At 44.3% G+C, this 26364-nt stretch carries 25 protein-coding genes; 12 read left to right on the forward strand and 13 right to left on the reverse strand.

Translation table 11 applies throughout. The features are described 5' to 3' along the window. Window positions 1–25: 25 nt before the first annotated feature. The 3 genes from MSG35_RS09485 to hinT all read right to left on the reverse strand — a co-directional run bounded on the left by MSG35_RS09485 (window position 26) and on the right by hinT (window position 2428). Window positions 26–409: a YcfL family protein gene (locus MSG35_RS09485; RefSeq protein WP_017060222.1), complete on the reverse strand. Its 384-nt coding sequence runs from the start codon at window positions 407–409 to the stop codon at window positions 26–28. Beyond that, a complete protein-coding gene (locus tag MSG35_RS09490) occupies window positions 409–1800 on the reverse strand; it encodes a hypothetical protein (RefSeq protein WP_248383763.1) in 1392 nt (463 codons plus the stop codon). Before MSG35_RS09490 ends, MSG35_RS09485 begins: the two co-directional genes overlap by 1 nt. A 277-nt stretch (window positions 1801–2077) precedes the next feature. Further along, entirely contained in the window at window positions 2078–2428 is a 351-nt protein-coding gene (gene hinT / locus MSG35_RS09495; protein ID WP_017065295.1) for a purine nucleoside phosphoramidase, read from the reverse strand. 277 nt (window positions 2429–2705) lie between these two features. Here hinT and MSG35_RS09500 point away from each other — a divergent pair, with 277 nt between their 5' ends. Then, entirely contained in the window at window positions 2706–4697 is a 1992-nt protein-coding gene (locus MSG35_RS09500; RefSeq protein WP_248383764.1) for a methyl-accepting chemotaxis protein, read from the forward strand. A gap of 198 nt (window positions 4698–4895) precedes the next feature. Then, complete coding sequence (locus MSG35_RS09505) at window positions 4896–6062, forward strand: DUF1887 family protein (RefSeq protein ID WP_017065293.1); 1167 nt, start codon at window positions 4896–4898, stop codon at window positions 6060–6062. A 213-nt stretch (window positions 6063–6275) separates the two neighbouring features. Here MSG35_RS09505 and udp read toward each other — a convergent pair whose 3' ends face one another. The 4 genes from udp to MSG35_RS09525 form a co-directional block, all read right to left on the reverse strand. Further along, window positions 6276–7034 (reverse strand): uridine phosphorylase, encoded by a 759-nt coding sequence (gene udp, locus MSG35_RS09510; RefSeq protein ID WP_017632176.1) that lies wholly within the window; start codon window positions 7032–7034, stop codon window positions 6276–6278. Between the two features lie 283 nt (window positions 7035–7317). Continuing rightward, window positions 7318–9675, reverse strand: a complete 2358-nt coding sequence (locus MSG35_RS09515; RefSeq protein ID WP_248383765.1) for a zinc/cadmium/mercury/lead-transporting ATPase — start codon at window positions 9673–9675, stop codon at window positions 7318–7320. Between the two features lie 152 nt (window positions 9676–9827). Beyond that, window positions 9828–11291 carry an MATE family efflux transporter gene (locus tag MSG35_RS09520; RefSeq protein ID WP_248383766.1) on the reverse strand — a complete coding sequence of 488 codons (1464 nt, stop codon included), beginning with the start codon at window positions 11289–11291 and terminating at the stop codon, window positions 9828–9830. Window positions 11292–11470: 179 nt separating this feature from the next. Continuing rightward, entirely contained in the window at window positions 11471–11887 is a 417-nt protein-coding gene (locus MSG35_RS09525; protein ID WP_017060213.1) for a CBS domain-containing protein, read from the reverse strand. Window positions 11888–12189: 302 nt separating this feature from the next. On the opposite strand from MSG35_RS09525, the gene MSG35_RS09530 reads away from it, so the two are divergent. Further along, window positions 12190–12423 (forward strand): hypothetical protein, encoded by a 234-nt coding sequence (locus tag MSG35_RS09530; protein ID WP_248383767.1) that lies wholly within the window; start codon window positions 12190–12192, stop codon window positions 12421–12423. Between the two features lie 171 nt (window positions 12424–12594). After that, entirely contained in the window at window positions 12595–12891 is a 297-nt protein-coding gene (locus MSG35_RS09535) for a hypothetical protein (RefSeq protein WP_050622140.1), read from the forward strand. A gap of 98 nt (window positions 12892–12989) precedes the next feature. On the opposite strand, the gene MSG35_RS09540 is transcribed toward MSG35_RS09535, so the two are convergent. After that, window positions 12990–13976 (reverse strand): glycosyl transferase family protein, encoded by a 987-nt coding sequence (locus MSG35_RS09540; RefSeq protein WP_282449845.1) that lies wholly within the window; start codon window positions 13974–13976, stop codon window positions 12990–12992. Between the two features lie 167 nt (window positions 13977–14143). Here MSG35_RS09540 and MSG35_RS09545 point away from each other — a divergent pair, with 167 nt between their 5' ends. Further along, window positions 14144–14752 (forward strand): TetR/AcrR family transcriptional regulator, encoded by a 609-nt coding sequence (locus MSG35_RS09545; RefSeq protein ID WP_065675669.1) that lies wholly within the window; start codon window positions 14144–14146, stop codon window positions 14750–14752. A gap of 122 nt (window positions 14753–14874) precedes the next feature. After that, window positions 14875–15369: a peptidylprolyl isomerase gene (locus MSG35_RS09550; protein WP_050652294.1), complete on the forward strand. Its 495-nt coding sequence runs from the start codon at window positions 14875–14877 to the stop codon at window positions 15367–15369. Between the two features lie 130 nt (window positions 15370–15499). Here the strand turns inward: MSG35_RS09550 and MSG35_RS09555 are convergent, their stop codons facing one another. Continuing rightward, window positions 15500–15937 (reverse strand): cytochrome c, encoded by a 438-nt coding sequence (locus MSG35_RS09555; RefSeq protein ID WP_248383769.1) that lies wholly within the window; start codon window positions 15935–15937, stop codon window positions 15500–15502. 185 nt (window positions 15938–16122) lie between these two features. On the opposite strand from MSG35_RS09555, the gene MSG35_RS09560 reads away from it, so the two are divergent. Together MSG35_RS09560 and MSG35_RS09565 are read left to right on the forward strand one after the other, a co-directional pair. Continuing rightward, entirely contained in the window at window positions 16123–16767 is a 645-nt protein-coding gene (locus MSG35_RS09560; protein ID WP_248383770.1) for a cytochrome b/b6 domain-containing protein, read from the forward strand. Window positions 16768–16783: 16 nt separating this feature from the next. Continuing rightward, window positions 16784–17212, forward strand: coding sequence for a MarR family transcriptional regulator (locus tag MSG35_RS09565; RefSeq protein WP_050622032.1), 429 nt, complete (start codon window positions 16784–16786; stop codon window positions 17210–17212). Window positions 17213–17333: 121 nt separating this feature from the next. On the opposite strand, the gene MSG35_RS09570 is transcribed toward MSG35_RS09565, so the two are convergent. From MSG35_RS09570 to MSG35_RS09585, 4 genes are all read right to left on the reverse strand, one after another. Next, entirely contained in the window at window positions 17334–18200 is an 867-nt protein-coding gene (locus tag MSG35_RS09570) for a DMT family transporter (RefSeq protein ID WP_248383771.1), read from the reverse strand. Window positions 18201–18310: 110 nt separating this feature from the next. After that, window positions 18311–19408, reverse strand: coding sequence for an alkene reductase (locus MSG35_RS09575; RefSeq protein WP_248383772.1), 1098 nt, complete (start codon window positions 19406–19408; stop codon window positions 18311–18313). A 14-nt stretch (window positions 19409–19422) separates the two neighbouring features. Continuing rightward, entirely contained in the window at window positions 19423–19800 is a 378-nt protein-coding gene (gene gloA, locus MSG35_RS09580) for a lactoylglutathione lyase (protein WP_248383773.1), read from the reverse strand. A 236-nt stretch (window positions 19801–20036) separates the two neighbouring features. Further along, window positions 20037–20972, reverse strand: a complete 936-nt coding sequence (locus MSG35_RS09585; RefSeq protein WP_248383774.1) for a LysR family transcriptional regulator — start codon at window positions 20970–20972, stop codon at window positions 20037–20039. 157 nt (window positions 20973–21129) lie between these two features. Between MSG35_RS09585 and MSG35_RS09590 the strand changes: the two genes are divergently transcribed. The 4 genes from MSG35_RS09590 (at window position 21130) to MSG35_RS09605 (ending at window position 26203) form a co-directional block, all read left to right on the forward strand. Further along, entirely contained in the window at window positions 21130–22380 is a 1251-nt protein-coding gene (locus MSG35_RS09590; RefSeq protein WP_065675664.1) for an outer membrane protein transport protein, read from the forward strand. A 675-nt stretch (window positions 22381–23055) separates the two neighbouring features. Continuing rightward, window positions 23056–23967 (forward strand): hypothetical protein, encoded by a 912-nt coding sequence (locus tag MSG35_RS09595; protein WP_248383775.1) that lies wholly within the window; start codon window positions 23056–23058, stop codon window positions 23965–23967. A gap of 635 nt (window positions 23968–24602) precedes the next feature. After that, window positions 24603–25214: a magnesium transporter gene (locus tag MSG35_RS09600; RefSeq protein ID WP_248383776.1), complete on the forward strand. Its 612-nt coding sequence runs from the start codon at window positions 24603–24605 to the stop codon at window positions 25212–25214. Further along, window positions 25214–26203: a biotin/lipoyl-binding protein gene (locus tag MSG35_RS09605; RefSeq protein WP_012604427.1), complete on the forward strand. Its 990-nt coding sequence runs from the start codon at window positions 25214–25216 to the stop codon at window positions 26201–26203. Before MSG35_RS09600 ends, MSG35_RS09605 begins: the two co-directional genes overlap by 1 nt. Window positions 26204–26364: the final 161 nt, after the last annotated feature.

Below are 26364 nucleotides of genomic sequence, written 5' to 3' on the forward strand. Positions count from 1 at the left end.
AATCATGAGACTCGTTTAATCTAACTTACTGCTCTCGGAACTGGACTCTGAACTGAGTCGCTTTCGGGTTTACCGACACTTCCGACAGCGAAATACTTTCAAAACCACGAACAATCGCTTGCTTCCAAGGGCCTTGCTTTAGGTTGACCTCAAGCCCGGCATCGTCGTACCAGTAAAAACGATAAAGGATATGTTGATCGCCTTTATAGTTACTGTTTAAACGAACGATTCCTCGCGTATGACCGTCGACCAGATCGGTGCGAATATCTTCAACCTGTAAACGGCTGCCCAATACCTTGTCACCAAAGAAAACGTTCTGAGTCAGACTATCGACCCTTACGCCAGCTGTATTATCAGCACAACCAGCCAGAGCCATAACCGCTGCTAAGCTCACTAACCACTTTTTCATTACAGCCTCCCTAGCTGTTTATGCCACATTGTTGCGTTGTTTCCTTGTCGAGAAATCCACACCAAGGTGGTTTGCCCTTCTCGAATATCAAAGTCGTACGTTTTAGCGCCCGCTTCCAACGTATATTGACCGCTGTTTGCTACAAGCGTGCTGCTCTTAATCTCTGCAGGTAATGATTGCCAACTGCGAGTGTCTGGTTGCTCTGTCAGTGTGTTCCACACGTTGAACAGAATATTACCGACATCATCGCCTTTGGTTGCTTCTTTACGAATGCGATCTTTCGCGACTACACGTAGCGCTTGGCGAATAACAATGCTTGTCATACGTTCAGATAAATCGTTCTGCGCCATCGCGTTTACGTCTGTGATCAAGTGTTCTTGTAACGGTTGACCGCTGATTCGCAAGGCAGAAAAACGCTCTACGTTTTGACTTGGGTAATATGGCAGCGCAAGAGAGTATATTGCCCCCTGATCGCGACTGTCATAAACAGGTAAATCCAGTCGCCAACTGTCCATAGCTTGTACAGCGCTCTGCTCTTGAAGAACAATCACTCGCCCTTCACCTGCACTAAGTTTAGAAGATTGCTTATAGCGTTTTTCTAATGTCGCTAAATCTTGTCGCATCCCTAAACGAGCGGCTGTTGACATGGTTCTATCGATGATTTCTTGGTTATCTGGCATCACAGCCAAAGCACGACGATAGTCAACATAGGCGCTGTTTAAATCATTTGACGCTTCATAAAGCAGACCAGACAAGAACATCAGATACGCATTCTGTACTGACTGCAGCTTTTTACCCGCATCAGGGTAATTGGCAAGAATGCTACCCACATTGGCAGACAAGCCTTGCTTCTTCGCATCGCTGGCTGCTTTATCTAACTCAGCCTCGCGTTGCTTCTTCGCTTGTTCTTGAACTTGGTTGGCGCGACGCATTTCGATCACCGCACCTTCTAAATCGTTTTTCTTAAGGTAATTTAAACCGAGATATAGATGAAGAAAGCCCAACTCATAATCGGCTGGAACATACTCAGTAATATTGTCATTCACAGCCAACGCACCCACACTGGTTGCACTGTCTGAGATTGAGATCACGGCTTTGCGTTGCTGCTCAGTCACCGCCTGATCAGCCACTTCGAACGAAGCCTTACTCTCAGGGTATTTTTGATCCAGCAGATTAATTCTGCCTCTTTCAAAGTTATCAAGGATGTCGCCTGCCGCGTAATCTGGTAGCTCTTGCTGAGCCTCTGAATAATCTCCAGATTTAACGGCTTGGTAGATCGCTTTGTTTTGTGCGCTGTAATGACTGAACAGGCTTCCTGCAGACATACTCGCACAACCTACGGTCAACGCCGATAACAGGGCAATGGAAGCGAATCTAAACTGTTGCTTCACTTATCGTCTCCGTGCATGTTTAAAATGCCAACTTTATTAGGGTCTGCTGACCTTTAATGGTCTCATTATCAAAACGAAACGTGTTGTAAAAAGGATCTCAAGCCAGTTGAAACCCTACTGATTTAGCCTCTGCCTAGGCGATGCTGACATTCAGACAACAGATAGAACTTAAAGTTGGCATACAAACTACAAATTTTCCAACTAACAACTTGTGTTAACCCACTAATGAGCGCGTTTAAACTAGCTCATTAGCTTTCATTAACTCGTTAGCTTTTCATTAGCTCATTAATAGGGGGCCAAGTGGACGGCCGCCAACCAAGTGCATGTGAATATGATAAACCTCTTGGCCACCGTGAGAGTTACAGTTCACGATAAGACGATAGCCATCTTCTGCGATGCCTTCTTCTTTTGCTAACTTACGAGCAACGGTAAACATTCGCCCCATCATCGCTTCATCTTCGACTTCAACATCGTTGGTTGTCGGAATCAGCTTGTTTGGGATGATTAGGATATGGCTTGGCGCACGAGGGTTAATATCGCGAAATGCGGTTACTAAATCGTCTTGGTATAGTAGATCTGCTGGGATTTCTTTGTTGATGATCTTAGTAAAAATGGTTTCTTCAGCCATGTTTCTCTCCGATAAAACATTTATTTTTTAATGCTTTGAGTATGCGCTATGCCGCATCAAACCACAATAAATCTGCTTTAAAGCATAATAAAAAACACCGTTCAAATCAAAGAAAACGAGCCTTAGCTCTCAAGAATGGCATGTTGGTTATAACTGAGCGTTATTTTTGACGTATGCGTCATAAAACGCGTAAGCCGAGCTCAATAGAATGCTGACAATTTTGTTAGTTTTACTTTGACCTGACATTAGGTCTGCATTTTTATTTAGGGAGAAAGCCATGAAGGGATCTGTGATCAAGCGTATGTACGCTGGTTTCGCACTGATCATCATCATGTTCGCAGTCACGATAACCATCATGATGAACAGCATGAATCAGATACACAGCAATTTTGAGAGTGTCTCAGAAACCTCATTGCCACTTGTCGCGCTTTCAAATCAAACAAGTGTTCAATTGCTTTCTGCTGATAAGTCATTCAAAGATTTCTTAACCACACAAAACGCTGAACGCATGTCTGCAATGCGCACAGAGTTTGCTGAATCACAAAACTCTTTTTCTGAAGTTCTAAGCAATCTAGAGGCGGCAAGCCAGAACGACTCAACACTCATCGAACGCATCGCACAATTACGAGCGATGGAAGAACGCTACTTCGCCGAAGCTGACGAAGCGATGAACAACTACGTTGCGATGTTCGAAGCACAAGAACAAGTGCAAAAAGCCTCTCGTGACTTCCAACGCTTACATTCAGAATTAACCGTTGGCATGAAAGAGTACGTTGCTGACCAGAAAAGTATCTCTGTAAAAGTGATGGCGAAGAGCTACTTCATCAAACTGCAAGATGCAGAAGTTATTACCTCTGATGCACTTGCTAGCTCTGACGTTGCCTTCGTTCAGAAAGCCGTTAACCAAAACAAAAAGGCCGTTACTCATCTTAACTACGCTTATCGCGGCCTATCAACACAACTACCAGCACTTAAAAATGTCTTCGATGAGTCGGTTCAGAAGTTCACCAAAGACGTTGGTCAGAAAGGTGGCGTACTAGACAAACACAACAACTACCTACAAGCCAAGCAAGCGCTGTACGTGAACATCGCCAACCTAGCCGTAGAAGTTGACCAAGCAATGGTTGTTTTGGACTCGTTCAACGTGACTGCTGAAGAGCAACTCAACTCATCACTCGCTGACGCAAGTAGCATCTACGACAAAGGCCTATTCAACGCGATCGCAATTGGCATTGTTGTAACCGTGTTCGCAGCTGCAATTGGTTACCACATTGCACATAGCGTACGAGAGCCATTAACTCGCATCCTAGGTACGTTAGAAGGTCTAACCGAAGGCGATATGACTCAGCGTATCGACATTCGTTACGACAACGAATTCAGCCGCGTGAGCCGTCACATCAACACCTTGGCTGATAACCTACACAATATTCTTGTGAAGCTGAACGATGCTTCAGATGACTTAACTAAGACTGCAAGCGTCAACCAGAAGACGTCATCTGAAACGCAGGCTCAACTGAACAGTCAACGCGAACAAACCGCGACCGTTGCGACCGCAATGACAGAGATGTCTCATTCTGTACAGGAAGTGGCGAACAGCGCGCAAAGCTCACTCACCATGGTTCAACAAGTAGAATCGGCTTCTGAATCTGGTCGTCAGATAATGAACACCAACATCAGCACCATTAATCAGCTTGAGGTTCGCCTGACTGAATCGGTGGGCGCTGTAGGCGAACTGCAACAGATGAGTAGCCAGATTGGTTCAATCCTTGACGTTATTCGTGGCATTGCTGAACAGACCAACCTACTTGCACTTAATGCGGCTATCGAAGCAGCGCGTGCAGGTGAACAAGGTCGTGGTTTTGCAGTCGTTGCTGATGAAGTACGAGTGCTAGCACAGAAGACCACTCAATCAACCTCTGAAATCGAGACTATGATCAGCAATCTGCAATCAAGTTCGAAAACGGCAAGCAACGTAATTGAAAGCTGTATGAGCGATATGGACATGTCGGTTCAACAAGCTTCAAGTGCAAACAGTGCGATGGAAGAGATCCAAGCCTTGATTCTAGAGATCAGCCACATGAGTACACACATCTCTCAAGCAGCCGCTGAGCAGAGTGAAACGTCTGGTGATATTGCACGCAACATCGAAGACATCAACCATATCGCAGATAAGAGTTACCAAGCGATGTCTTCAATTGCAGAAGCAAGCCAAAACCTAACAATTCTGGCGAATCAGCAAGGTGATTTAGTACATCAATTCAAACTATAGATAAATGAAGAATCGATAGATATTTAGTGAGATTGTTGAGACTTCTTACCCAATAGTGGTAACTAATTGAGCTAGGGCAACTTTTATCAAGGGTTGCCCTTGTTTTTTATGAGCTTTGTCATTATATGATTATTAAGGCTTGCTGCTTCCCGTTTTTTTCTTTCACCTTTATGAGCGAGCCGCTATTAAGGAATTTATATGGCTGTTCATGTTGGCATTATCGATCAAGACCCCATTCGCTTGCTCACCCCATTACTTGATAACCGAACGGTCAGCACTCACATCGTGTTTATCGGCGACAAAAATCAAGTCAGTATGTACAAACGTTTAGACAGCGTTTTGCACAAGCGCGACATTACAAGTGAGTTTTTCGAAATTCCGACCATCGTAAATACGTCCGTCATTAAAGAATCTATCCAGACCCTTGCTGAAGACCTCAAAGCACGCGGCCAAGAAGTGAAGCTCAACGCAAGCTGTGGCCTACGTCACCGCCTACTTTCTGTTTACGAAGTGTTCCGTACTTACCACTGGCCAATCTTCGTGGTGGAACCAAATAGCGACAAGCTGTGCTGGTTGTACCCAAATGGCAAAGAAGATGCACAAGTTCAAGACCGCATCACTATCGACGACTACCTAACTGTGTTCGGTGCTCGCGGTGAATTCAGCGATGTTCAGCTGTCTCCGCAACTGGATCAGAAACTTTATGAACTGGGTGAACGTTGGGCAAGTAACGCACTCGAACTAGGCCCTGGCCTTGCGACATTGAACTACCTAGCAACGACCTGCCGTAAAGAACAGAAACTTGATGTAGGGTTATCTGAGAAGCAACAAGGCTATCGCGAGCTCAACATGCTGCTGAGCGATTTAGTTGAAGCTAAGATTGCAACTTACGACAACGGTATTTTAACCTTTGCTAATGAAGACGCGCGCCGCTTCTCAAACGGTGAATGGCTTGAAACATTGGTTCATAGCACAGTTAAACAAATCCAAGATGACATGCCGACTATTCAAGACCGTTCTTTGAATGTTCAGGTATACCGTCAACTGGGTGAACGTGAGGTTCGTAACGAGCTTGATGTTGCCTCTGTGGTGAACAATAAGCTGCACATCATCGAATGTAAGACCAAAGGCATGCGTGATGATGGTGATGACACCTTATACAAACTGGAATCGCTTAGAGACCTGCTAGGTGGCCTACAAGCACGTGCAATGTTGGTGAGCTTCCGCCCTCTTCGTCATAATGACATCACACGAGCAGAAGATCTTGGTCTTGCATTGATTGGCCCTGACGAATTGAAAGATCTTAAAACACACCTAACGGCATGGTTTACGGCTGCGGGTGGCAGTGAAGATCTAGAGTACTAAAAACCAATAAACTCATGAGAGCTCAATGCTCTTAAGCAGATTGTTAAAAAGGCGAATGACGATTAAGTCACTCGCCTTTTTTGTTGTCTGTTTTCTCTATTGCTTACTTTCAGACGGCACAAAAAAATGGCCGCATCATTCGATGCGACCATTTTCAAAATTTAATGTCACTTGAAAACTTAATGCTCTCTAAAACTCAGAGCACTTTAAGACTTAAAGCATTTTACGAGCAGCTTCTACAACCACTTTGATTGAGCGCGCTTCCGTTACTTTTAGTGTGTCGTGATCAGGCGTCTCTTTTTGAGTACGGTTGATGATTACACCAGCAACACAACCTGCTTTCAGACCAGAACTTGCACACATTGTTAGTAGTGTTGCAGATTCCATCTCGAAGTTTAGAACGCCCATGTCTTGCCATTCTTGCATAGAACCTTGGAAACGCTTAACAACGCGACCTGAGAACGTGTCATAACGCTCTTGACCTGGGTAGAACGTATCACTTGAAGCCGTTACGCCCATGTGAACTGCTGCGCCTGATTCTTCAACTGCCGCTTTCATTGCTGTAGCAACTTCAAAGTCAGCAACTGCTGGGAACTCCATTGGAGCAAAGTGTAAGCTAGCGCCGTCTAGACGAACAGAACCTGTAGAAACAATCATGTCACCCACGTTTACGTGAGGTTGGATAGCACCAGTAGTACCTACACGTAGGAAAGTGCGAACACCAAGTTGAGCAAGCTCTTCAACTGCGATAGAAGTCGATGGGCCACCAATACCTGTTGAACATACAACAACTGGCTTGCCGTCTAGCTCTGCGCGGTAAAGCGTGTATTCACGGTGACTAGCAAGGAATACTGGGTTCTCCATCTCTTCTGCAATTTTTTGCACACGAGCAGGATCACCAGGGATGATCGCAAGAGTAGCACCGTTAAGATCTGCTTCAGTAACACCTAAGTGGAAAACAGCTTGAGACATAGTTCGCTCCTTTTGGCTTATTGGGCTTTTTACCCTTATTTAAGCTCATAGTAAATTCGTGGGGTACGAACACACTCTAACCAAGCTCATTACAAAATGAAGTGACACGCGTCACATGAATGATCGCAACAAGAATTCAAGTTTCACAAAAAACCGATTGGCATCACAAAAATAAGCAATCCGCACGCCTGTGTTGCATACTAATGAGACAAAAAGCGCCTTTAACGTATTACTGCTAAAGGCGCTTTTTATATTAAGAATGCTCTATGTCGGTGAACTCGATTTAATCCGCTTTAGATTTAAATCGAAGCAGACGCAATGCGTTCAATGTCACCAATGCAGTTGCACCACTATCCGCTAAAACTGCCACCCACAAACCGGTAATACCTAACAAGCTTGTCACCAAGAATACGCCCTTTAAACCAAGCGCAAGGGCTACATTTTGACGGATATTGTTCATGGTCGCTTGCGACAGTTCAATCATCGCTGGCAGCTCAGTTAAACGGTTATGAGTCAGTGCTGAATCCGCCGTTTCCAAAGCGACATCCGTACCACCACCCATTGCGATGCCGACATTCGCCGTTTTCATTGCTGGTGCATCATTGATGCCATCACCGACCATCGCCACGTGCGACTGTTGAGACAACTCCTCAACGTAAGATACCTTGTCGCTTGGCAACAGGCTTGCCTTGTACTGCATACCAATCTTGCTACTGATCGCTGCTGCACTGCGCGGGTTATCGCCAGTCAGCATGATAGATTGAATACCTAAGTCATTAAGTCGTTCAATCGCAAGCTTAGCGTCACTGCGTAACGTATCTTGCCAAGCAATCAGACCAATCACAGTCGTAGCTTGTTCTGTTGACTCTTCTTGATCTTTAACCTCAAGAGCAACCACAACCGTCTTGCCCTCGCCTTCTAATGCTTCTACCTGAGAAACCACATCGGCACCAAGTTCGAACGTGACTTTAGACGGTGACAGAACCTGATACTTAACACCATCAACATCACCTTCAACACCACTACCAATCAACGCTTTCTTGTTGTGTGATTCAGGGATCTCAATATTCAGCTCTTTTACTTTAGCGACAAGTGACTGCGCCAACGGGTGAGTAGAGCCAACTTCAATTGCCCCAACCACACGCAGCATCTCGTCTTGTTGCCAACCCGATAGAGGTTGAATATCCGTAACCTGAGGCTTACCTTCGGTCAGTGTGCCTGTCTTATCAAAAGCGATGGTTTTGATTTTGCCAAGCTGCTCTAGCGCTGCCCCGCCTTTAATGAGCGCGCCACGTTTCGCCGCTGCTGCTAAGCCAGAGGTAATCGCTGCAGGAGTCGAGATAACCAAGGCACACGGACAAGCAATCAATAACAGCGCTAGGCCACGGTATACCCATGTTTCCCATGGCTGCGCAAACAACAATGGTGGCGTGATGATGACCAACAAAGCCACCACCATCATTAACGGTGTGTACCAACGGCTGAACTTATCGAGGAATCGCTCTAGTGGTGCTTTACGAGACTCTGCTTCTTCAATCAGATGAAGAATGCGATCGATCGCGTTCTCACCTTGTTTTGAAGTGATGGTGATACGAACCACTTTATCGACCACCACAGCGCCAGCCATGATGCTGTTACCTTCGATATGTTCAACAGGAACAGATTCACCGGTTAACGCACTTTCATCAAAGCTTGCCGCGTCTGTAATCAATTGGCCGTCAGCAGGTAAACGAGAGCCCGCAGCCACTTCAATCACATCACCTGGAACCAGTTCACTGACTGCAACTTCTACACGTTCGCCGTTGATGATCTTAGTCGCGTTTTCTGGGACCAATGCCATTAGCGCTTGAACGCCACTTCTTGCTCTAGATGAAGCAAACGCTTCTAAGCGCTCACCAATCAAGAACAACAATAGAACCATCGCAGCTTCTACAGTTTCGCCAAGGTACAAAGCACCCAGCGCGGCAACACTCATTAAGGTTTCAATAGCAAATGGTGTTCCTGAGCGTGCCAACTGAACCGCTTTTTTCGCCACCGGATATAAACCAAGCAGACAAGTTACCGTAAATAAGCCTTCACTTAATTGAGGTGAGGTGCTTTTCACAAGCGCCGCAAACAGCATTGCCGCTGCAATCGCGATAATCTGTAAATTAGGTTGGATATGAGCTTGCCAAAAAGTCTCAGGTTGTTGTTTTTCTTTCTTTGAACCGACTTCCGTAAGAGGGAAACCCGTTTTGATAGAGACCTGTTCAATGGTGTCGGCAAGGCTTTCATTATCGAATTTCACAACCAGCTTTTCGGTAGCAAAGAGAACCTTCGCTTGAATAACACCGTCAATATTGCTGATCGCGTTTTCTATTTTTCTTGCACAAGCTGGGCAGTCCATTCCGGCAACCAGCCAACTTTTCGAAAATTTGGCGTCGAGAGATAAAGTTGAGGACTGACTGTCTTCTTCTCCACTGTCCGACGAACTACAACAATCATCTCCAGACGATGACGGTGCAGCGGAAGAGCTACAACAACCAGATGAAGCACCTGCTGCTGTGATGCTTGAAATTTTAGGGCTAGAGCAACTTGCTCCTGCCGCTTGAGTTTGAACGTCCACTTTTGCTGAGCGGCACGCTGCATGTTTTGCGCACATAAAATATCTCCTAAATACTCAAAAGCCTTGAGGCTGTTGCTAACTCACGAGCAACATAACCTTAATTTCAACAGGAGTATAAACCTTGGAGGCAACTCCAAGGTCAAGGAGAAGTTATCAAAAAACAAAAATCTTATTCAGAAAGCACAGAATTACCGAGATTTAAGCTCCGCACACTCTTCACGGTTCGCCGATACATCATCAATAAGCACCGCATCGTGTGAACAGAATGGCTGTGTGTTTAGGCTGACAATCGACACATCATCTTCCACAGGGTCGACTTGAGAACCTTGCATCAGCTCAGCGATATGATGTCGAAGTACCAAGATACCTAAAATCCCGAACAGAACATTACCCAAGGCTTGACCGTAGAGAACACCCAAAGCGCCATACCACTGCGAACCTAGATAGACGAATGGCAAAGTACCTAACGTCGCTTTGCCCAAATTCAATGCTGTCGAATAAAGCGGTTTGCCTAAGTTATTAAAAGAGGTGTTGGCAACAAATAGTGCACCGTTAAAGGTGAAGGTTAACGCCACATAGGTACAGAAAGCCGCCACAATAATTGCTGCATCACCTTGTAGACTAAAGCCTTGAATGACATAACCTTGAACGAAGTACAACAAGATACAAACGGCAATGGTGTATGCCGTAGTAACCAATAATGAGTTGTTGAGTGTTTCTTTCACTCGGTCCATGCGTTCAGCACCAAAGTTCTGACCAATGATTGGCCCCACAGCGCCAGACAAGGCAAAGATAACCGCAAAACAAACTGGCGTCAGACGACCTATCACGGCAAAGCCCGCGACAAAGTCCTCACCATATTGTGCGATACCCGTTGTCACAATCGCATTACCGATAGGTGTAGCGGTATTGGTGATAATCGCAGGCAGCGCAATCGCCAATATTGGTCGAATATTAAGACGCCATTGCACAAAAGAAGGCGGAGCCACCAGCTGATGGCTGCGAATAAGAGGATAAAGCGAAAAGAATAGCACCGAGAAACGAGCGACAACCGAAGCGATAGCTGCCCCTTCGATGTTCCAACCAAAACCAAAAATAAACAGAGGATCGAGAATCGCGTTAACAATGCCGCCCGACAAAGTTGCCCACATCGAACGTTTGGCATCACCTGCCGCTCTTAAGCCCGCACCCGCAGCCATCGCTAACGCCAAAAATGGACCACTTGGTAGCAAAATCTGTAGATAAGCTTGAGCGCGCTCGGCTGCAATGCCTTTGGCGCCTATCGCGGCTAGCAGCTCTGGAATATAAGCGAACATGACTGCAGTTATGGTTGAACTGATAACAAACGCAGTCATCATGATACTGGTGCTTAGGTTTCGAGCGTGCTCTTGATTCTTTGAGCCGATGGCTTTGGACACTAATGCGCCCATGGCAATGGAAGTACCGATAGAAACGGAGGTAGAAAAGAAAGTCAGCGTACCAGCAAAGCCTACCGCAGCAGCCAATTCGACCTGTCCGAGCATACTGATAAACAGCATGTCGAGTAAATCGACCACAAATAACGCCATCAAACCGACAGAGCCAGCCCCCGACATCACCAATATGTGGCGCATCGTTGAACCTTCAACAAACTTTGCCGTTTGATTTGACATGAAACCTCCAAAAGTTGGAATACCCAAGAGCTAAAGCCTAATCAGCTGTTCAACAGATCAACAGGCTACGGATCCACAAATAAAGGATCCACAAAGAAAAGCGCTATACAGAAAAAAGGCGCTAGTGCGCCTTTTTTCAATTGAGGGTATTGAGAAAAATAATCGTTCTTAACACGCTACTATACCTGATGTTTGAAGCATTCTTCCAAGTTCTTGCCGATTGCTCTCAAAACATCGGTTCTGGTGATAATACCCACCAGTTTTCGATTATCGATCACAGGGTATGCTTTCGGTTTTCCAACCTGCATCATGTCCGCCAATTCAATAATGGATAGGTCAGGTGACACCGACAGCACTTCTTGGTACATGCAGTCGCCCACAAGGTGTGTGTCTTGGCAGAAGTAACTGACCTTCACAAGTTTCTCGAGTAAATCCTGCTCTGAAAGGAAGCCAATCACTTGTTCGTTATCATCGATTACGGGCCCACCCATATGGTGGCTACGCATCACTTTGTCTAACGCTAGACTTAACGGCATATCAGGAGTAAATGTCACAACCTGCTGCGTCATGTAATCTTTCACTTTAATAGAATGCATTGCGTTCTCCCTAAATACTTTGCGTCATATATTTTTCTATCTTGTTAAGTTAATTGTTGTCTAAAATCTTGATTTTACTAAATGGATTTCAACAATTTTATTGATAGGCAAAACCTAACAAGACAAAAAAGTGAGACAAACAAAGGGTTGAGCACGTTTTCGAACGCCAGAAAAAAGAAAAAAAGAGCCCTTACAAAGCCTTACTTTCCCTTGCTTAACCTTACTTAGCCGAACTAGCCTGCGTAAATAAACCCTGTAATCTTCACCGCACTAATAATTAGAAATCCCGATTTAGGAAGTTTATGCAACACGACAACAACATGTACGCGTATGTTTATGCAGGTAACGACGGCACAGAAAACACACTCATCGCCACTATTGATAATCAAGAAAAACCGCTTATATCAAGCTGCGTTGATGAGATAAAACGCATGTCATGCTTAGCTATTGATTTAGCAGCAAAACACGAACTAAAAGTAAAGCTGGTGAAGTATCAAAGAGAACAAGAGATCGACTTTGGCATATTCATAAAATAGTGAATCCGACACTGATTTGGTTAATCACGAACTGGCAGCCACAGTAGCAATAGCAATAGCAAAGCATTAGCGTGAATGGCTGCCGAATTCGACCTGACAAGCCTAACGGGTAAAGGCTATAATGATCAGACGGCGCCCTTGCCGATTTTCATTGTCCCAATACGGTTTACTATGTCCTCTCAAACCTCACCTAAAACGTATCTAACTAATTCCTTATCTAAGTTAAAAAGCTACTTTAGCGAGTTATTGGATTTCCAATCACGCATTTGGGTGGTTCATATCTTTGAAGACTCCATTACCGATCAGTCGTTTGTGATTAATGAAGATGGCTTTAAAGAACCTCTAGAGTGGATGAAGAAACGTGATTACCAAGCTAGAATGCTTGATCGTGTTGATAAGATGAAAATCTCACAGGTGATTGAGATTCAGTTCGAAGACAAAATGCATCGCTTGATGCGAGTGAAGTAGCACTATTGTTCGGGCGTTCACGAAAAGCCCTTACTAGAAATCAAGTATAAAAAAGGCCAGAGCTCGCTGACCTTCTCTCATTGGCTGCAAACCACCATCTAACGCGCACAATACTCATGCCACAGGCGCACCGCTTTCTGGTATGCCTCAGTTTTATCGTGCGTTTCTGCAAACAGAATGGCTGTCATGCTGTCGACAACGGTATTCGCCATTAGCGCCATCTCTTGAGCCGACGTACCAAGTACACATTGACTAGGAAGTGGCAGCTCTAGGTTCATCATCTCTTCCCAGTAGAACGATTCGACTTTGTCAGGAGAGCTCATCCACACCGTTTGGCTAACTTTAGGATTATATTCCGACTCACCGTTCATCCCTTTGAATGAAATCACCGAGTGGGATTTATTTCCGATAACATGCTCAACCTCCGCATGAAGTTGTGGGAAGCCAGGATGGAAACTGCCACGCAAACCTAAACGGCCGCCACCAGGATTCAATGCTCGAACTACCGTGTTAATTGGTGTTCTCAAACCGTAACGGTGTTTCCAACCAATCATGGTTTGTGCTTCGGGCGCAAAGTTAGCTAGCGGTAAATAAGCAATGCCGTCTTGTTCAAGAATCGACTTAGCATGTTCAGGGTTCTCAGCACTTTGCACACCGACATCTTGCAAATGGCTTTCAACGTGCGTCCTACCGCTCGGCTTATCCATATAGCCATGCATTAACACTTTATAGCCATTGTCAGCGAGTATTTTTGCTGCCAACAAGTTCCAAGGCTTGCCACTGGCGTTATCGTTACGCTTACCTGCATAACACGGCCAATCAATATCAGCGCCTAAATCTGGCACTCGAGATTGAAACGCTTTTACAAAGCCAGCGATCTCTTCATTAGTTTCATTCTGCACACGAATCAGCATCAGTAGCATAGCCATTTGGTCGTCACCGACCTCTCCGCTTAAATACTCATCCATGATGCGGTAGGCTTGTTCGAACGATAAAGGCTTACGCCCTCTTTCTCCTCGTCCAACTGTACGAATACACTCTAAAATACTACTCATTGATTGTTTATTCTCTTCCGTTGATATCAATAAAATTCGAATACACTTTCGATTCTATGATACCCACAGTGCATTGCAAAGCGATTCAGTTGCTATCGACCGAATTACCAATACACGGATTGTTGTTCTAAAAGTAAACTTACTGGTGTAAAATTATCGTATGCAATGCTAACCGCGACATATTGAGTAGTATCCCGATGACTGTAAAAAAAACACTGAGCCAAAGAAAACGTGAATCGATCGTTGCCGCTGCTATCGCAGAGTTTACTGAGCGCGGCTACAAGGCGACCAGCATGGATAAAATATCGAGTCGCGCAGAAGTATCAAAGCGCACCGTATACAATCACTTTGCCAGTAAAGAACTCCTTTTAGATGAGATTCTAGACAGTATTTGGAGCAAAACTCTGGCCGCTACGCATTTCCCTTATCAAGCAGAGCTGCCACTTGAAGAACAGCTTTCATCGATAGCCAATCAAGAACTTGAGTTACTTGAGTCTGAAGGCTTCATCGACCTGTCACGCGTGTTGTTCTCAGAGTATTTCCATAACGCAGAACTGGCGCATCAAGCGATGGAAAAATATTCCCAAGCAGAAAGTGGACTTACAACCTGGATTAAAGCCGCATTGGCAGACGGTCGTCTAATCGATCTTGACCCACAATTCGCCTCCACGCAGTTCATTGGTCTGCTTAAGTCTTTTGCGTTTTGGCCGCAAATCATTGGTCATGTGCCGTCACCGGATGCTGGGCACAAACAAGTGATCATTACTTCAAGTGTCGAGATGTTCCTTAAACAATATCAGGCGTGATTTTGGTGGTTGACGAGAATTCAACCACAATGAAACCATCACTGGTATCCGTTGTTATTTTCCCTATACTGCAACCCACTTTCGTCATTACGACTCAGTAAACTTCAACTTTAGGTAGCCCTATGATTACTTTCACCACCAACTTTGGCGATATCGAGATTGAACTGAACCTTGAAAAAGCGCCAGTAACGTCGAAAAACTTCCTTAAATACTGCCAAGATGGCTTCTACGAAGGCACAACATTTCACCGTGTTATTGAAGGTTTCATGATTCAAGGTGGTGGTCACACTATCGACATGACAGAAAAACCAACTCGTGCACCGATCGTCAACGAAGCAAACCGTGGCTTGAAGAATGTGATTGGTTCTGTGGCAATGGCGCGTACTGATGCACCACATTCTGCAACAGCGCAGTTCTTCATTAACCTTGATGACAACGACTTCCTAGATCACACCTCAACAACCAATGCTGGCTGGGGTTACGCGGTATTCGGTAAGGTTTCAGCAGGTATGGATGTGGTAAACAAAATCGCTGTAGCACCTACGACTATTCGTTGGGGACACGAAGATGTGCCTTGCGAAGATATTGTGATTACTAAAGTCACTATTCGCGACTAATTCATTCACGTCCTTTCCCGCCCCTAGTGCATTCGAATTGATAGCACAAAGAAAAGAAGGCTGTGCGATAGGACTATGGTGGTAAGGGTTCGACTTTACCACCTGTATTCAAAGCTCGTTGTTAGAATCGTTACCAACGAGAACGATAAGTACGGTGACACCCTTTGCACGTCTTATTCGCAGAATTTAACCCTTGCTCTGCACTCGACAAGTCTTGTTCAACACTCGCCTGATACAGCTCTGCAAAACCTTGATTCATCTGTAACATCAGTTGATTGAATTTCTCAGGCTTGCTCCAAATCTCCTTCTTGGCCTTACCTCCTGTGTCAGCTTCATCAAAACTCGCGTTCAAGACATCACCATGTTCCACCAACATTTCACTTAACTCGCCCACCTTCAGCCAATCCACGTCACTGTTATTCAATTCTGAATCGACTTGTTTGCTGACCTCTTCAATAGAGCTAAAAGCCTGTTGACGATTATTTACAACATCCGCTGCGGCTGTAGAGATCATAGGCAGAGCAATTGTAGACAGTGCGATGATTAAAGCGATAGTGAATTTTTTCATAGTGTCATTCCTAGTAATTTATTGACTGAGTAGTTAATTGACTGAGTGATTTATTCGTTAATTACGTCTTGATAGTTCAGCCGTAATCGATGAGGTGCATTTAATTTACACAACAATAGTTGCGTGCACAACTGTTGTTGTGTAAATTATTCCCACCAAGCAAATTTACAAATAGGAAAAGCATTATGAAAATCTGGGATCTACCAACTCGACTTTATCACTGGCTTCAAGCCGCACTCTTTATTGGTCTTGCTGCATCAGGATTTAACGGACAAGGCCCCCATGTTTACTTGGGGCTCGCACTGTTTAGTCTGATTTTATGGCGCTTGGTTTGGGGAATCGTCGGCAGTGATACCAGTCGTTTTTCTCAATTCATTAGCTCCCCGAAATCGGCTTGGAATTACTTGCGTGGAAAGGCTCGCCCAAAACCGGGACATAATCCGTTGGGTGCCTGGATGGTGATAGGAATGATCACGACTCTGTTTATCCAATGTATGACAGGGCTTGTTATTGCCGGTTTCTTTGATGCGATTCCAGGTTCGGAACTCGTGATTACTGATGCAGTATTCGATGTGTTATGTGCGGTGCATGGCATTGCCGCTCGCATGTTAGTGGTCTTTGTCGTACTGCACTTAGTGGCTATTATCATCTACAAACTGCGTTCAAAACCGCTGGTTCTTGCCATGATCACAGGCAAACAAAACCATTCAGCGTCAACGGATCATTTCAGAAATAGCAGTCAGTTGGCTTTTTCATCAAATAGGAAAGCGTTGTTGGTGCTAATTGCATCGGTATTAGTTACGATGACAATAGTTGTAATATCACAGTAAAATTAGGTAGCGAAAGATGCCAGAAGAGTTTGATAGACAAAAAAGCTTTGGTTGGATGATCAATGTGATCGCCAATAAGTCGACCAAAGATTTCGACACGGAATTGAAAGAACATGGCTTAAGCATTGCTCTATGGCCAACCATGATGTGTCTTTGGGAAGAAGAAGGTGTGACTCAGCGTGATATTGCTGCGAAATCCAAAGTCGAGAATTCAACAACGACACGCACATTAGACAAGTTAGAAAAGCTTGAACTGGTCGAACGCAGAGCCGATCCAAACAGTCGACGTTCTTTCCGAATTTACTTAACGGAAAAAGGCAAAGCACTTGAAGAACAACTCGTTCCTATCCCAGTTCGTTTAAACAAAGAGTTGATGAACGAGTTAGATGCTGAAGAACAGCAACAAATGCTCAAGCTACTTCAGAAAGTAGTCGCGGCAATCTGATCTTACCGCGTTCACTGCTTACCTAGCTTAGTGCTTAGTGCTTAGTGCTTAGTGCTTAGAAATTATTACACTCTGAACGTGTATTGAAAAACAACCCACACTCGGCCTTGCGCCGAGTGTTTTATTTTCGTCTCGACCACTTGATATAGCAAAACAGTGAAGCAATGATCACCGCCCCACCGAGCAACTTCTGCATCTCTACACTTTCGCCAAGCACACTCACACTTAACAGCAGCGTCCACACAGGCTCAAGAATCATGATCAATGCCGCCACTTCCATGTTCACGGAGTGCTGACCGACCGTTTGCAGCAAGTAACGAATAGACGTTGCGATCACCGCAGAAACGATAAACCAGAAGACTAAGGTTTTGGTGATTTCGAACTCCGGCTGAGCTGTCATAGAAGCAAAAGCTAAACCACTCACACCCACCACAAACAGCTGCACACAGATTGATGCGATAGGCTTGATATTGGTAATCACACGCTTGTTCATCACAAAGTGCACAGACAACAACATCGATGCTAGCAAGAAGTAAATCTGACTCTGCTCAACATGCCAGCCGTTGCCCAGAGTCAGCAATAGCATGCCGATAATCGCGATAGGGAAAGACATCCAAAACGCACGATTAGGCTTAACTCGAAACAAAATCCAAGACACAAACGGTGCAATGATCATGGCTAAGCTCATGATGAATGCCCCTTCCGACAAGCTTTCCGTTACAGAAACCGCAAACACCCATACCTGCAATGAAGCAGACAACAACAAACCCACGCCGCAAAGAGATAGAATCTGCTTAAGCGAAAGCTTACGAATATGGTGAATACAAAATGGCAGAAGAATAAGACTCGCGACGAGGAATCGCACACCAATAAACACTGGCCCAGGCATTTCTAATACCACCAGCTTAGATGCAATCCATCCCACCCCAGCTAGCAGGGTGGCAGATAGAAGGTAAAGCTCTCCGCGCATCGCTTTCACGTTCATCATTTTACTTGGTCCAATAACAAAAAAAGCAACCCGACTCTGCAAGGTTGCTTTTTATAAACATTCAACAGGATCGAGATACTATCTCAATACTCTGCTTCAGGCAGCTGTTTTTAGCCTGCGTATTCAGGGTAATCCGTTAAACCTTTTTCAGCACCACCGAACAATGTGTTTGGATCGTGCGCCGCAAGTGGGTAACCATTTTGAATACGAGCTGGTAAATCTGGGTTCGCAACGAATGGACGACCAAAGCCAACCATGTCAGTTACGCCTTCAGCAACGGCTTTTTCGCCACGCTCGCTATCGTATTTACCCGCATAAATAAGGACGCCATCGTAAGCTTCACGAACTGCCGCTTTAAATGCTTTTGGCGTTTCAGGTGCATCGTCCCAATCAACTTCTGCAATGTGCAGGTAAACAATTTTGTAAAGGTTAAGTAGTGCTGCCGCCGCTGTGTAAGTCTCGACTGGCGTAGCGTCAACCGTACCATTCAACGATGTGAACGGAGCAAGGCGTACACCAACACGGTCAGCACCAATCGCTTCAACCATAGCTTCAACCACTTCACCAAGGAAACGTAAACGGTTTTCAATTGAACCACCGTATTCGTCAGTGCGGTTGTTTGCTTCAGAATCGATGAATTGGTTGATTAAGTAACCATTAGCTGCGTGAAGTTCAATACCATCAAAGCCTGCTTCAATCGCGTTCAAAGCCGCTTGGCGATACTGTTCAACCACTGCTTTGATGTCTTGTTTCGTCATCTCACGAGGTTCAACCACATCAACAAAGCCCGGTTCATCAGCACCGTTATCGATGAATACTTTTACGTTTTCTGCTTTAAGTGCAGAAGACGAGATTGGCTGTTCACCGCCGATGTTATCTGGGTGTGTTACACGACCTACATGCCAAAGTTGAGCAAAGATAACGCCCTCTTTTTCATGTACGGCATCAGTCACTTTTTTCCAACCAGAAATCTGCTCGTCAGAATAGATACCTGGAGTCCAAGCATAGCCTTGCCCCATAGGTGAGATTTGTGTGCCTTCCGCAATAATCAAACCTGCAGAAGCGCGTTGAGCGTAGTAAGCCGCCATCATGTCGTTTGCTGAATTACCAGGTTGCGTTGCACGAGAACGCGTCATCGGTGGCATAACAATACGGTTTTTAAGCTCGATATTACCAAGTTGAATTGGTTGAAATAGTGCGTTTGTCATTGTTATCTCCTCGATTAACCTAGTTGAATCAGTTCGATTTGGTAGCCATCTGGGTCAGTAATGAAAGCGATATGAGTTGAACCGCCTTTCACTGGACCCGCTTCGCGAGTGACGTTGCCACCTAGCGATTTGATCTTGTCACATGCTGCGTAAATATCTTCTACACCCAATGCCAGATGACCAAACGCGCTGCCCATCTCGTACTCGTTAGTATCCCAGTTGTACGTTAGCTCGATAGTCGTGCTGCCTTGCTCGTAGCCAACAAAAACCAATGTGTAGCGGTAGTCTTTGTTTTCATGGCGTTCAAGTTCCTTCATTCCCAATACCTTGGTGTAGAACTCGATAGACTTGTCTAAATCAGTAACTCGGATCATTGTGTGTAGGAATTTCATATTTCGCCCTTGATACTTTAATCTCAGCCTCGTTCAGAAGCTAAGTAGTGTTCGTTTAGGTTGACCTTGAGGCCACCTACTTCTCTGTTGCTAGGTATATTACTGAACACACACAAATCAGTGAAATTATTAAATATTCTTATTTTGATAATGTTTTGTTATTAACATATTGACTAGTACCAACTAAAAGACACAAAAAAGGGAAGCCAATGCTCCCCTTAGATTTAGACTCTAAATTAAAATCGCAACCGCCTATCTTTAAGTGCCTTCGACATTGAATCTGATGTACTGATGACTTGTTCTCTGAACCATTTATGAGCGGGGTCGCTGTTCTGCTTCTTCAACCAAATCAGATAGTGAGACATCGGCTGATATTCAAAGGGTGGCTTGAACAGCTGCAAACTTAACTTTTCTTGGAACTGCACGGCCATAGATAAAGGCACCACAGTGATGTAATCGGATTGGCTACACAGCAAGATATTACTGAACAGCGAGCGTCCATGGAACACGATTTTACGCTGGGACAGATCCAAAGAAGTGTAGTGATTCAAACTGCGAACTTTGCGTCGTGTTCTGTCTAATACAGCATGCTTTTCACTTAGGAACTGAGCTTCGCTGATTTCACCTTGAATCCGTGGATGATCAGCTCGACACACGATCACAAACTCGCCTTCATAAAGTGTTTCACTGACGATACTTGGGTGTTCAGGCACCACAATATCGATCATCGCATCGAACTCTTGAGTCAAAAGATCTTCATAAATGCGCTCATCACTGTCTGGCTGATCAAAGACTTCCAGCGACAAGTTTTGATTAGGAAGCGCCGCGAAACTATTGAGCAGTACCCACTGTAAGTGCTCAGGTGCAGAAATAACAAACTTACGCTCAGAGGATTGCTCATCAAAATTAGCCATCGACTGAAACACGCCATTGAGTTCATTGATCGGCGCTTTAATTTGTTCATACAAGCTTTGCGCATAAGACGTAGGCGCAACACCTCTTCCTTTGCGAACAAAAAGCTCTTGGCCAATCTCTTTCTTTAGACGAGTTAACGCGGTACTGATGGTCGATTGATTGGTACTGAGTTGATCCGCAGCTTTGCTTAAACTGCCCTGCTCCATCACCGCAGAAAACACGGCAAGTAGATTGAAGTTGGGGATGTCGTTGCTCATAGATCATGCCTTTATTCTGGATAATACTCTCGTGTATCTACAAATCTTATCCTATCGTAAATACGATACTATGAAATGTTAATTCGCTATTTTTCGACCCAATTTGTGAGACTACTATCAGCGCCCTAAAAACTGCTCCCAAAATAGGTTCTATTCCATGAAAAAACACGCACTTGCCATTGTAGTGTCAACGCTTTCAACTCATGCAATGGCGGCTGGCCCATTGCTTCCTGAATTAGGTTCATTGAACGCAAGTACTGCAGGAGCTGGTACCGCAGCTCTAGCAGAGAGTGCGTTAACAGCTTGGACTAATCCGGCCGGCATGTCTCAACTAAAAGAAACCAACGTTACAGTAAATGCTTCTATTTTAGACACGACATTTGATTACTCTGATCAAGGTTCAACAGGCCCCGCATTTTCAAATGGGGAGAACGCAGATGGCGGGACAACAACCCCAACAGGCAGTTTCTACTTTGTCACACCAATCAACGATCAATTCCACGCAGGCCTTTCAGTTGCATCACAGGGTGGTTCCGGCGTTGATTATGGTGACAATTTCCACGGTGGTAATCTATTAGAAAACGTGGAGTTTATTACCGTACAAATTGCACCAGCTATATCGTACAAAGTAACTGACAAGTTTGCTGTTGGTGCTGCCATCAATCTGGAATACTTCTCAGCAAATGGCGAACTCGATGTCTTTCCGGGAGTTCTCCCAACGATTGGAGAGGGCAAGCTTGAGGCCAATGCCGACGATTTTAACGTAGGTTATACACTCAGTGCCTTTTACAAATTCAACGAAGCACATCGTATCGGTTTGATTTATCGCTCTGAAATCGCGCATTACGGTGAAGGCGATGTAAAAACAACGCAGCCAGGATTCAAAGGCAATATCGTCAACATGGATGTTGGATTAGATTTCATCATGCCACAACACGTTCAAGCAAGTGGTGTTCATGCCGTTAATCCGCAGTGGGACATGCTTTGGAGTGTGACTTGGTATGACTTATCAACTTGGACAGACCTAACACTAGACCTGAACAATGCACCAATTGAAATCGTTCAACGTGATTTTGATGATGTATGGAATTTCGCGATCGGTACACACTACCAACTTAATGAACAATGGCGATTAGAAACCGGAGTGAGTTACGAAACCTCACCGCAAGATGATCCGACAAAGGTATACATGGACCTCCCGGTAAGCGACATTTGGCGCTATGGAGTCGGTGCGACCTATCAAGTAAACGACAGCTGGCAAGTGCGTGGTTACTACGACTACATCGACTTAGGTACACCAAACATTGATTACACGCTCGACCTTGCACCTTCGCTAGGTAACCTTAACGGTCAATACAAGAGTTATGCACACTACTTTGGCTTACAAGTGAACTATCGCTTCAAGTAACATTCAGCCCTGAACAACACTAACTCAAATAAGAATTAAATTTAGTCATCTGGCTAAATCTATATTACTTACCTGAAATTTTTAACTAAATATTAAGCTTAGTGCCCTGCGCGCTAAGCTTTTTTATTTGGGCTAAGCATTTCAATTAATTTTCTTTCTACTCTCAATCGACAAGTCATTTATCACCGTTCTGATTTGCATTGATTATCAACCTAATAAACCCAACAAACAAGGGCTTATTGTCTCACTTTTCGTGACACTGTTTCACAGTCGCTTTCAGCTACTTAGTAAAGCTCTTTGTCTTTTTCACAGCGCAGGCTGAAAATTGTGCATTTAACAAAACACTGCTCTTTCAACTAAACCTATTAATTTTCAAGCGTTTTAGGCTGCAGCCCTTATTCAGCCTAATGAAGAGATTTGGAGGAACGCTTTCTCCGCTCGCTATTTTCCTAAAGAACGACCAACACATTAGTTCAAAAAGCAGCCCTTTATTTTTTATAAAACTCACTACTAATGAATAAAGATCATTAGCTATCGTATTTGCGATGATTACAAAACGAAATATTACGTAGATTCATATTATTCACATCTTCTATATTTCTCGCCAACGAATAAACACTTCATGACTATGAAGATGAAGTGAATGCCAAACAAGTTATGACTAAGAGTATAGATATGCTTAAAATTAAAAAGAGTTTCCTTTCTGGTGCCATTACTGCAGCAGCATTACTTTCAACAACAGCAAGTGCACAAGAAAAATTATCAGTACAAGAAGCGGCAAAAAAATCAGCAAACCCAGTATCAGATGTATGGATGCTAATTACTCAAAATGATTATACTTTTCTAGAAAAAGAAGGTGGTCACCATGAGATGCAAAACCGCTTCAGCTTTCAACCAGTAATGCCTGTACCTATCATGGATGGTGAATGGAACTTGGTGAACCGTTTGGTTGCCAACCACTACAGTTCACCAGGCGATCGTGAAAACGGTGATTTCTTTGAAGGACGTACAAACGGTATGGGAGACACTGTCTTTCTATCAATGGCAGCCCCTAACCGTGATGATGGGTGGATTTGGGGTGTTGGTCCAACGATGATCATGCCAACAGGTACTGATGGTTTAACGCAAGATAAGTGGCAAGTCGGCCCTGCAGCAATGGTCGCTCGTCTTGGTAAAGAAACAGGTAATCCAACCAGTATTGAAAGCTGGAACGTTGGTTTCTTAGCTCAGCAATGGTGGGACGTGGGCGGCAGTGACAGCGTTACTGAGTCAACCAATCAAGCGGACATCCAGTATTTCTTAAACTATCGTGTCAGCAACACCGCGTTAATTGGTATGACACCTAATATTCAAATTGATTGGACAAAAGACGGTTCCGACCAATTTACTGTACCTGTCGGATTAGGCTATATCGATATGTTTAAGGTTGGGCCAATGCCAGTTCGTTGGGGTGTAGAACTTCAATATTACGTAATGAAACCAGATGCAAATGTTAATACAACCAATCCAGCTGAGTATGTGCCATATGCACCAGATTGGAACCTGAAATTCTTTATTGCTCCTGTTACATTAAACCCGTTCAAATAATCGATTAAAATCCCCCTACAGGCTGGTCTAATTTATTTAATATTTTAGGCCAGTATTTTTAGCACTTTTCATCGACTTCTATGATCCAAGCCAAGTTAATGAACAATGTTTTCTATCTGTATATGAGCCTTTTCAAATAAATCGACCTACCGATTTAGAGTTATAACTACTAATCGTAATTACGATATTATCAAATCGTAATTCTGGGTAGATACTGCTCAAAACTCTTCCTATTATCCTGCTAACAAATCAATTCTTAGCCCAAACAGAATGCTGACAAATGTTTTACAACACTATGTCAATTGCCATGGAAGACCCCCTCGACAGACGAGGTATTACACGTAAAGAAGACAATAGCGAAAAGAACGAGCCTAATATTTCGTTCGACAGTGCATCGTCATTCAACCTGCGTTTCAGGCTAACAATAAGAATTGGTTTGTAAGGAAGCATATTCGCTTCTTGATACCGAGAATCGGTTGTCTGGATTGAGTAGTATCACTTTAAATACCATCTATTACTTTTGTTTATTATGCGCACTAATCTACCCACATAATAGACATCTACTTTTTAAGATGTCATTAAAAGTTAGACTTCTAGGCTGCAAATTCTCTCTTCTTATTGATGTAGGTTGAGATATGAACTTTATTAAAATCGTTTTCAAGAAAATCTGGGCCGTTGTGATGGTCTTGATTAAATTCTGCCTGTTTATGGCGGTGATGTTTGCTGGAGCATGGGCTCTTGCACCATTAGGCACAATCCATTCTAAAGACATCGACATGTCTCAATTCAACAATCATCCCAATGAAATGATGATGAACTTCTTCCAGATGGAGTCCTTCTCTGGTTACTTGTTCTCAGTGACCATTGCTGTGGTTTTAGCCGGTGTTTACGGCATGTGGCAGTTGCATGAACTGGGTGTGCATAAAGCAAAAGAGCATAAAAGCGCTCACGTTCAAATCGTGTTTGCACTGTCACTTTGCGGACTCTTCATCAGCAAAACATTCTGGGTTATCGCATTGGTTATCGCATTGGCGAACTGGAAACATATTGGTCAATCACTGAGTGATGTGATTCGCCGTGGTGTTCAGCCTAAACAAGATGCGACCAACACAGAGACAGCCGCAGTCCACGTATCACCTGAACAACCGGTAACAGAGCCGTCTTCAGTAGACCAATCTTCAAAAGAACAGGCTTCAGAAGAAAAGACTCCAACAACACAATCCGCTACAGAAAAAGAGGTCGCATAATGAAAGAGATGATGATTCCATACATCCTAATTGTATGGTCACTGTTTGCGACAGGCGCACTTAAGAAGAACTTCAAGAACTACACATGGGCTGCCATTGGTGGCGTAACGATTCTTGCGGTATTAGCGGTAATCTCTCGCTTGTGGGCACCCGTTGATTTAACCAACTCAACCACAGTGAAAGCACCACACGCGGTGATGTCACCTATCTTTGGCCAGCAGATCGACCAAGTGCTTGTTGAGCACAACCAAATGGTTAAAGAAGGCGACGTAATTTACACACTCGTCGACATTGACTCAGCCGCAGACAAAGCAAAGATCGAATCTTCAATTGTTCAGAAAGAAGAAGAGATCAAGCAAATGAATCGCGACTTAGAGCGTGCTGAAACGTCACCTGAAATCTTCAATATGCGTGACGTAGAAAAGTACGACTCTGATCTTCGAGTGCTGCACGCTGAACTTGTGTCGTTAAAAGCCGACTTACAAAAAGTAAATTGGGCGCAAGAGAAGAAAACCATTAGAGCTGAATTTGATGGTCAGGTATCGATAGTGAATATTGCTGAAGGTTCTGTCATGGGTAACATGCACCTCTACAACACCAGCAAAAAGTTTCTTGAGATGCGTATTTCAGACCAAACTTATGGCTATGTTCAAGTAGGGGACTTCGCTGAGTTCTTCGTTGATGCATACCCAGGCCACGTGTTCCGAGCAAAAGTACACAGCTTTAATGCCGGTACTGGTGAGTCGAGTATTTCTCCACTTCAGGGGCCACAAAGCGTCGGTCAACACGTGGTAAGAAACGGCAATGGTTTAGGTCGTACTATCGTACTTGAGATCATTGAACCAGAAGGTTACAACATCCCTATTGGTTCAACTGGCGCGGCTTGGATCTCGGCAGAGAAACCACATCCGTTCTGGGGCTTCATTGATGTAATCGGCGCAGCAACAGTTCGCCTACAATCTTACAAGTCATACCTAGGTGCTTGGTAAGCGCTTAAGCTCTTGGTATACGATTAGCTCTTTATAAGCAATTAAGTATTCAATGATTTGGCTGTTATTCACTAGTATCACAGCCACTCATGAACTAGCGACTAATTGTAAAACAAATGCCCTGAATTTCAGGGCATTTTTGTATCTGTTGCAAGCTCATT

This window comes from Vibrio sp. 1CM23M, from assembly GCF_023161755.1.
GTDB lineage: Bacteria > Pseudomonadota > Gammaproteobacteria > Enterobacterales > Vibrionaceae > Vibrio > Vibrio coralliirubri.

What these genes read in the sequence shown, in the direction of transcription:
- MSG35_RS09485 (WP_017060222.1), bottom strand. Translation starts at nt 409, where the DNA reads ATGAAAAAGTGGTTAGTGAGCTTAGCAGCGGTTATGGCTCTGGCTGGT.
- hinT (WP_017065295.1), bottom strand. Translation starts at nt 2,428, where the DNA reads ATGGCTGAAGAAACCATTTTTACTAAGATCATCAACAAAGAAATCCCA.
- MSG35_RS09500 (WP_248383764.1), top strand. Translation starts at nt 2,706, where the DNA reads ATGAAGGGATCTGTGATCAAGCGTATGTACGCTGGTTTCGCACTGATC.
- MSG35_RS09505 (WP_017065293.1), top strand. Translation starts at nt 4,896, where the DNA reads ATGGCTGTTCATGTTGGCATTATCGATCAAGACCCCATTCGCTTGCTC.
- udp (WP_017632176.1), bottom strand. Translation starts at nt 7,034, where the DNA reads ATGTCTCAAGCTGTTTTCCACTTAGGTGTTACTGAAGCAGATCTTAAC.
- MSG35_RS09515 (WP_248383765.1), bottom strand. Translation starts at nt 9,675, where the DNA reads ATGTGCGCAAAACATGCAGCGTGCCGCTCAGCAAAAGTGGACGTTCAA.
- MSG35_RS09520 (WP_248383766.1), bottom strand. Translation starts at nt 11,291, where the DNA reads ATGTCAAATCAAACGGCAAAGTTTGTTGAAGGTTCAACGATGCGCCAC.
- MSG35_RS09525 (WP_017060213.1), bottom strand. Translation starts at nt 11,887, where the DNA reads ATGCATTCTATTAAAGTGAAAGATTACATGACGCAGCAGGTTGTGACA.
- MSG35_RS09530 (WP_248383767.1), top strand. Translation starts at nt 12,190, where the DNA reads ATGCAACACGACAACAACATGTACGCGTATGTTTATGCAGGTAACGAC.
- MSG35_RS09535 (WP_050622140.1), top strand. Translation starts at nt 12,595, where the DNA reads ATGTCCTCTCAAACCTCACCTAAAACGTATCTAACTAATTCCTTATCT.
- MSG35_RS09545 (WP_065675669.1), top strand. Translation starts at nt 14,144, where the DNA reads ATGACTGTAAAAAAAACACTGAGCCAAAGAAAACGTGAATCGATCGTT.
- MSG35_RS09550 (WP_050652294.1), top strand. Translation starts at nt 14,875, where the DNA reads ATGATTACTTTCACCACCAACTTTGGCGATATCGAGATTGAACTGAAC.
- MSG35_RS09555 (WP_248383769.1), bottom strand. Translation starts at nt 15,937, where the DNA reads ATGAAAAAATTCACTATCGCTTTAATCATCGCACTGTCTACAATTGCT.
- MSG35_RS09560 (WP_248383770.1), top strand. Translation starts at nt 16,123, where the DNA reads ATGAAAATCTGGGATCTACCAACTCGACTTTATCACTGGCTTCAAGCC.
- MSG35_RS09565 (WP_050622032.1), top strand. Translation starts at nt 16,784, where the DNA reads ATGCCAGAAGAGTTTGATAGACAAAAAAGCTTTGGTTGGATGATCAAT.
- MSG35_RS09570 (WP_248383771.1), bottom strand. Translation starts at nt 18,200, where the DNA reads ATGATGAACGTGAAAGCGATGCGCGGAGAGCTTTACCTTCTATCTGCC.
- MSG35_RS09575 (WP_248383772.1), bottom strand. Translation starts at nt 19,408, where the DNA reads ATGACAAACGCACTATTTCAACCAATTCAACTTGGTAATATCGAGCTT.
- gloA (WP_248383773.1), bottom strand. Translation starts at nt 19,800, where the DNA reads ATGAAATTCCTACACACAATGATCCGAGTTACTGATTTAGACAAGTCT.
- MSG35_RS09585 (WP_248383774.1), bottom strand. Translation starts at nt 20,972, where the DNA reads ATGAGCAACGACATCCCCAACTTCAATCTACTTGCCGTGTTTTCTGCG.
- MSG35_RS09590 (WP_065675664.1), top strand. Translation starts at nt 21,130, where the DNA reads ATGAAAAAACACGCACTTGCCATTGTAGTGTCAACGCTTTCAACTCAT.
- MSG35_RS09595 (WP_248383775.1), top strand. Translation starts at nt 23,056, where the DNA reads ATGCTTAAAATTAAAAAGAGTTTCCTTTCTGGTGCCATTACTGCAGCA.
- MSG35_RS09600 (WP_248383776.1), top strand. Translation starts at nt 24,603, where the DNA reads ATGAACTTTATTAAAATCGTTTTCAAGAAAATCTGGGCCGTTGTGATG.
- MSG35_RS09605 (WP_012604427.1), top strand. Translation starts at nt 25,214, where the DNA reads ATGAAAGAGATGATGATTCCATACATCCTAATTGTATGGTCACTGTTT.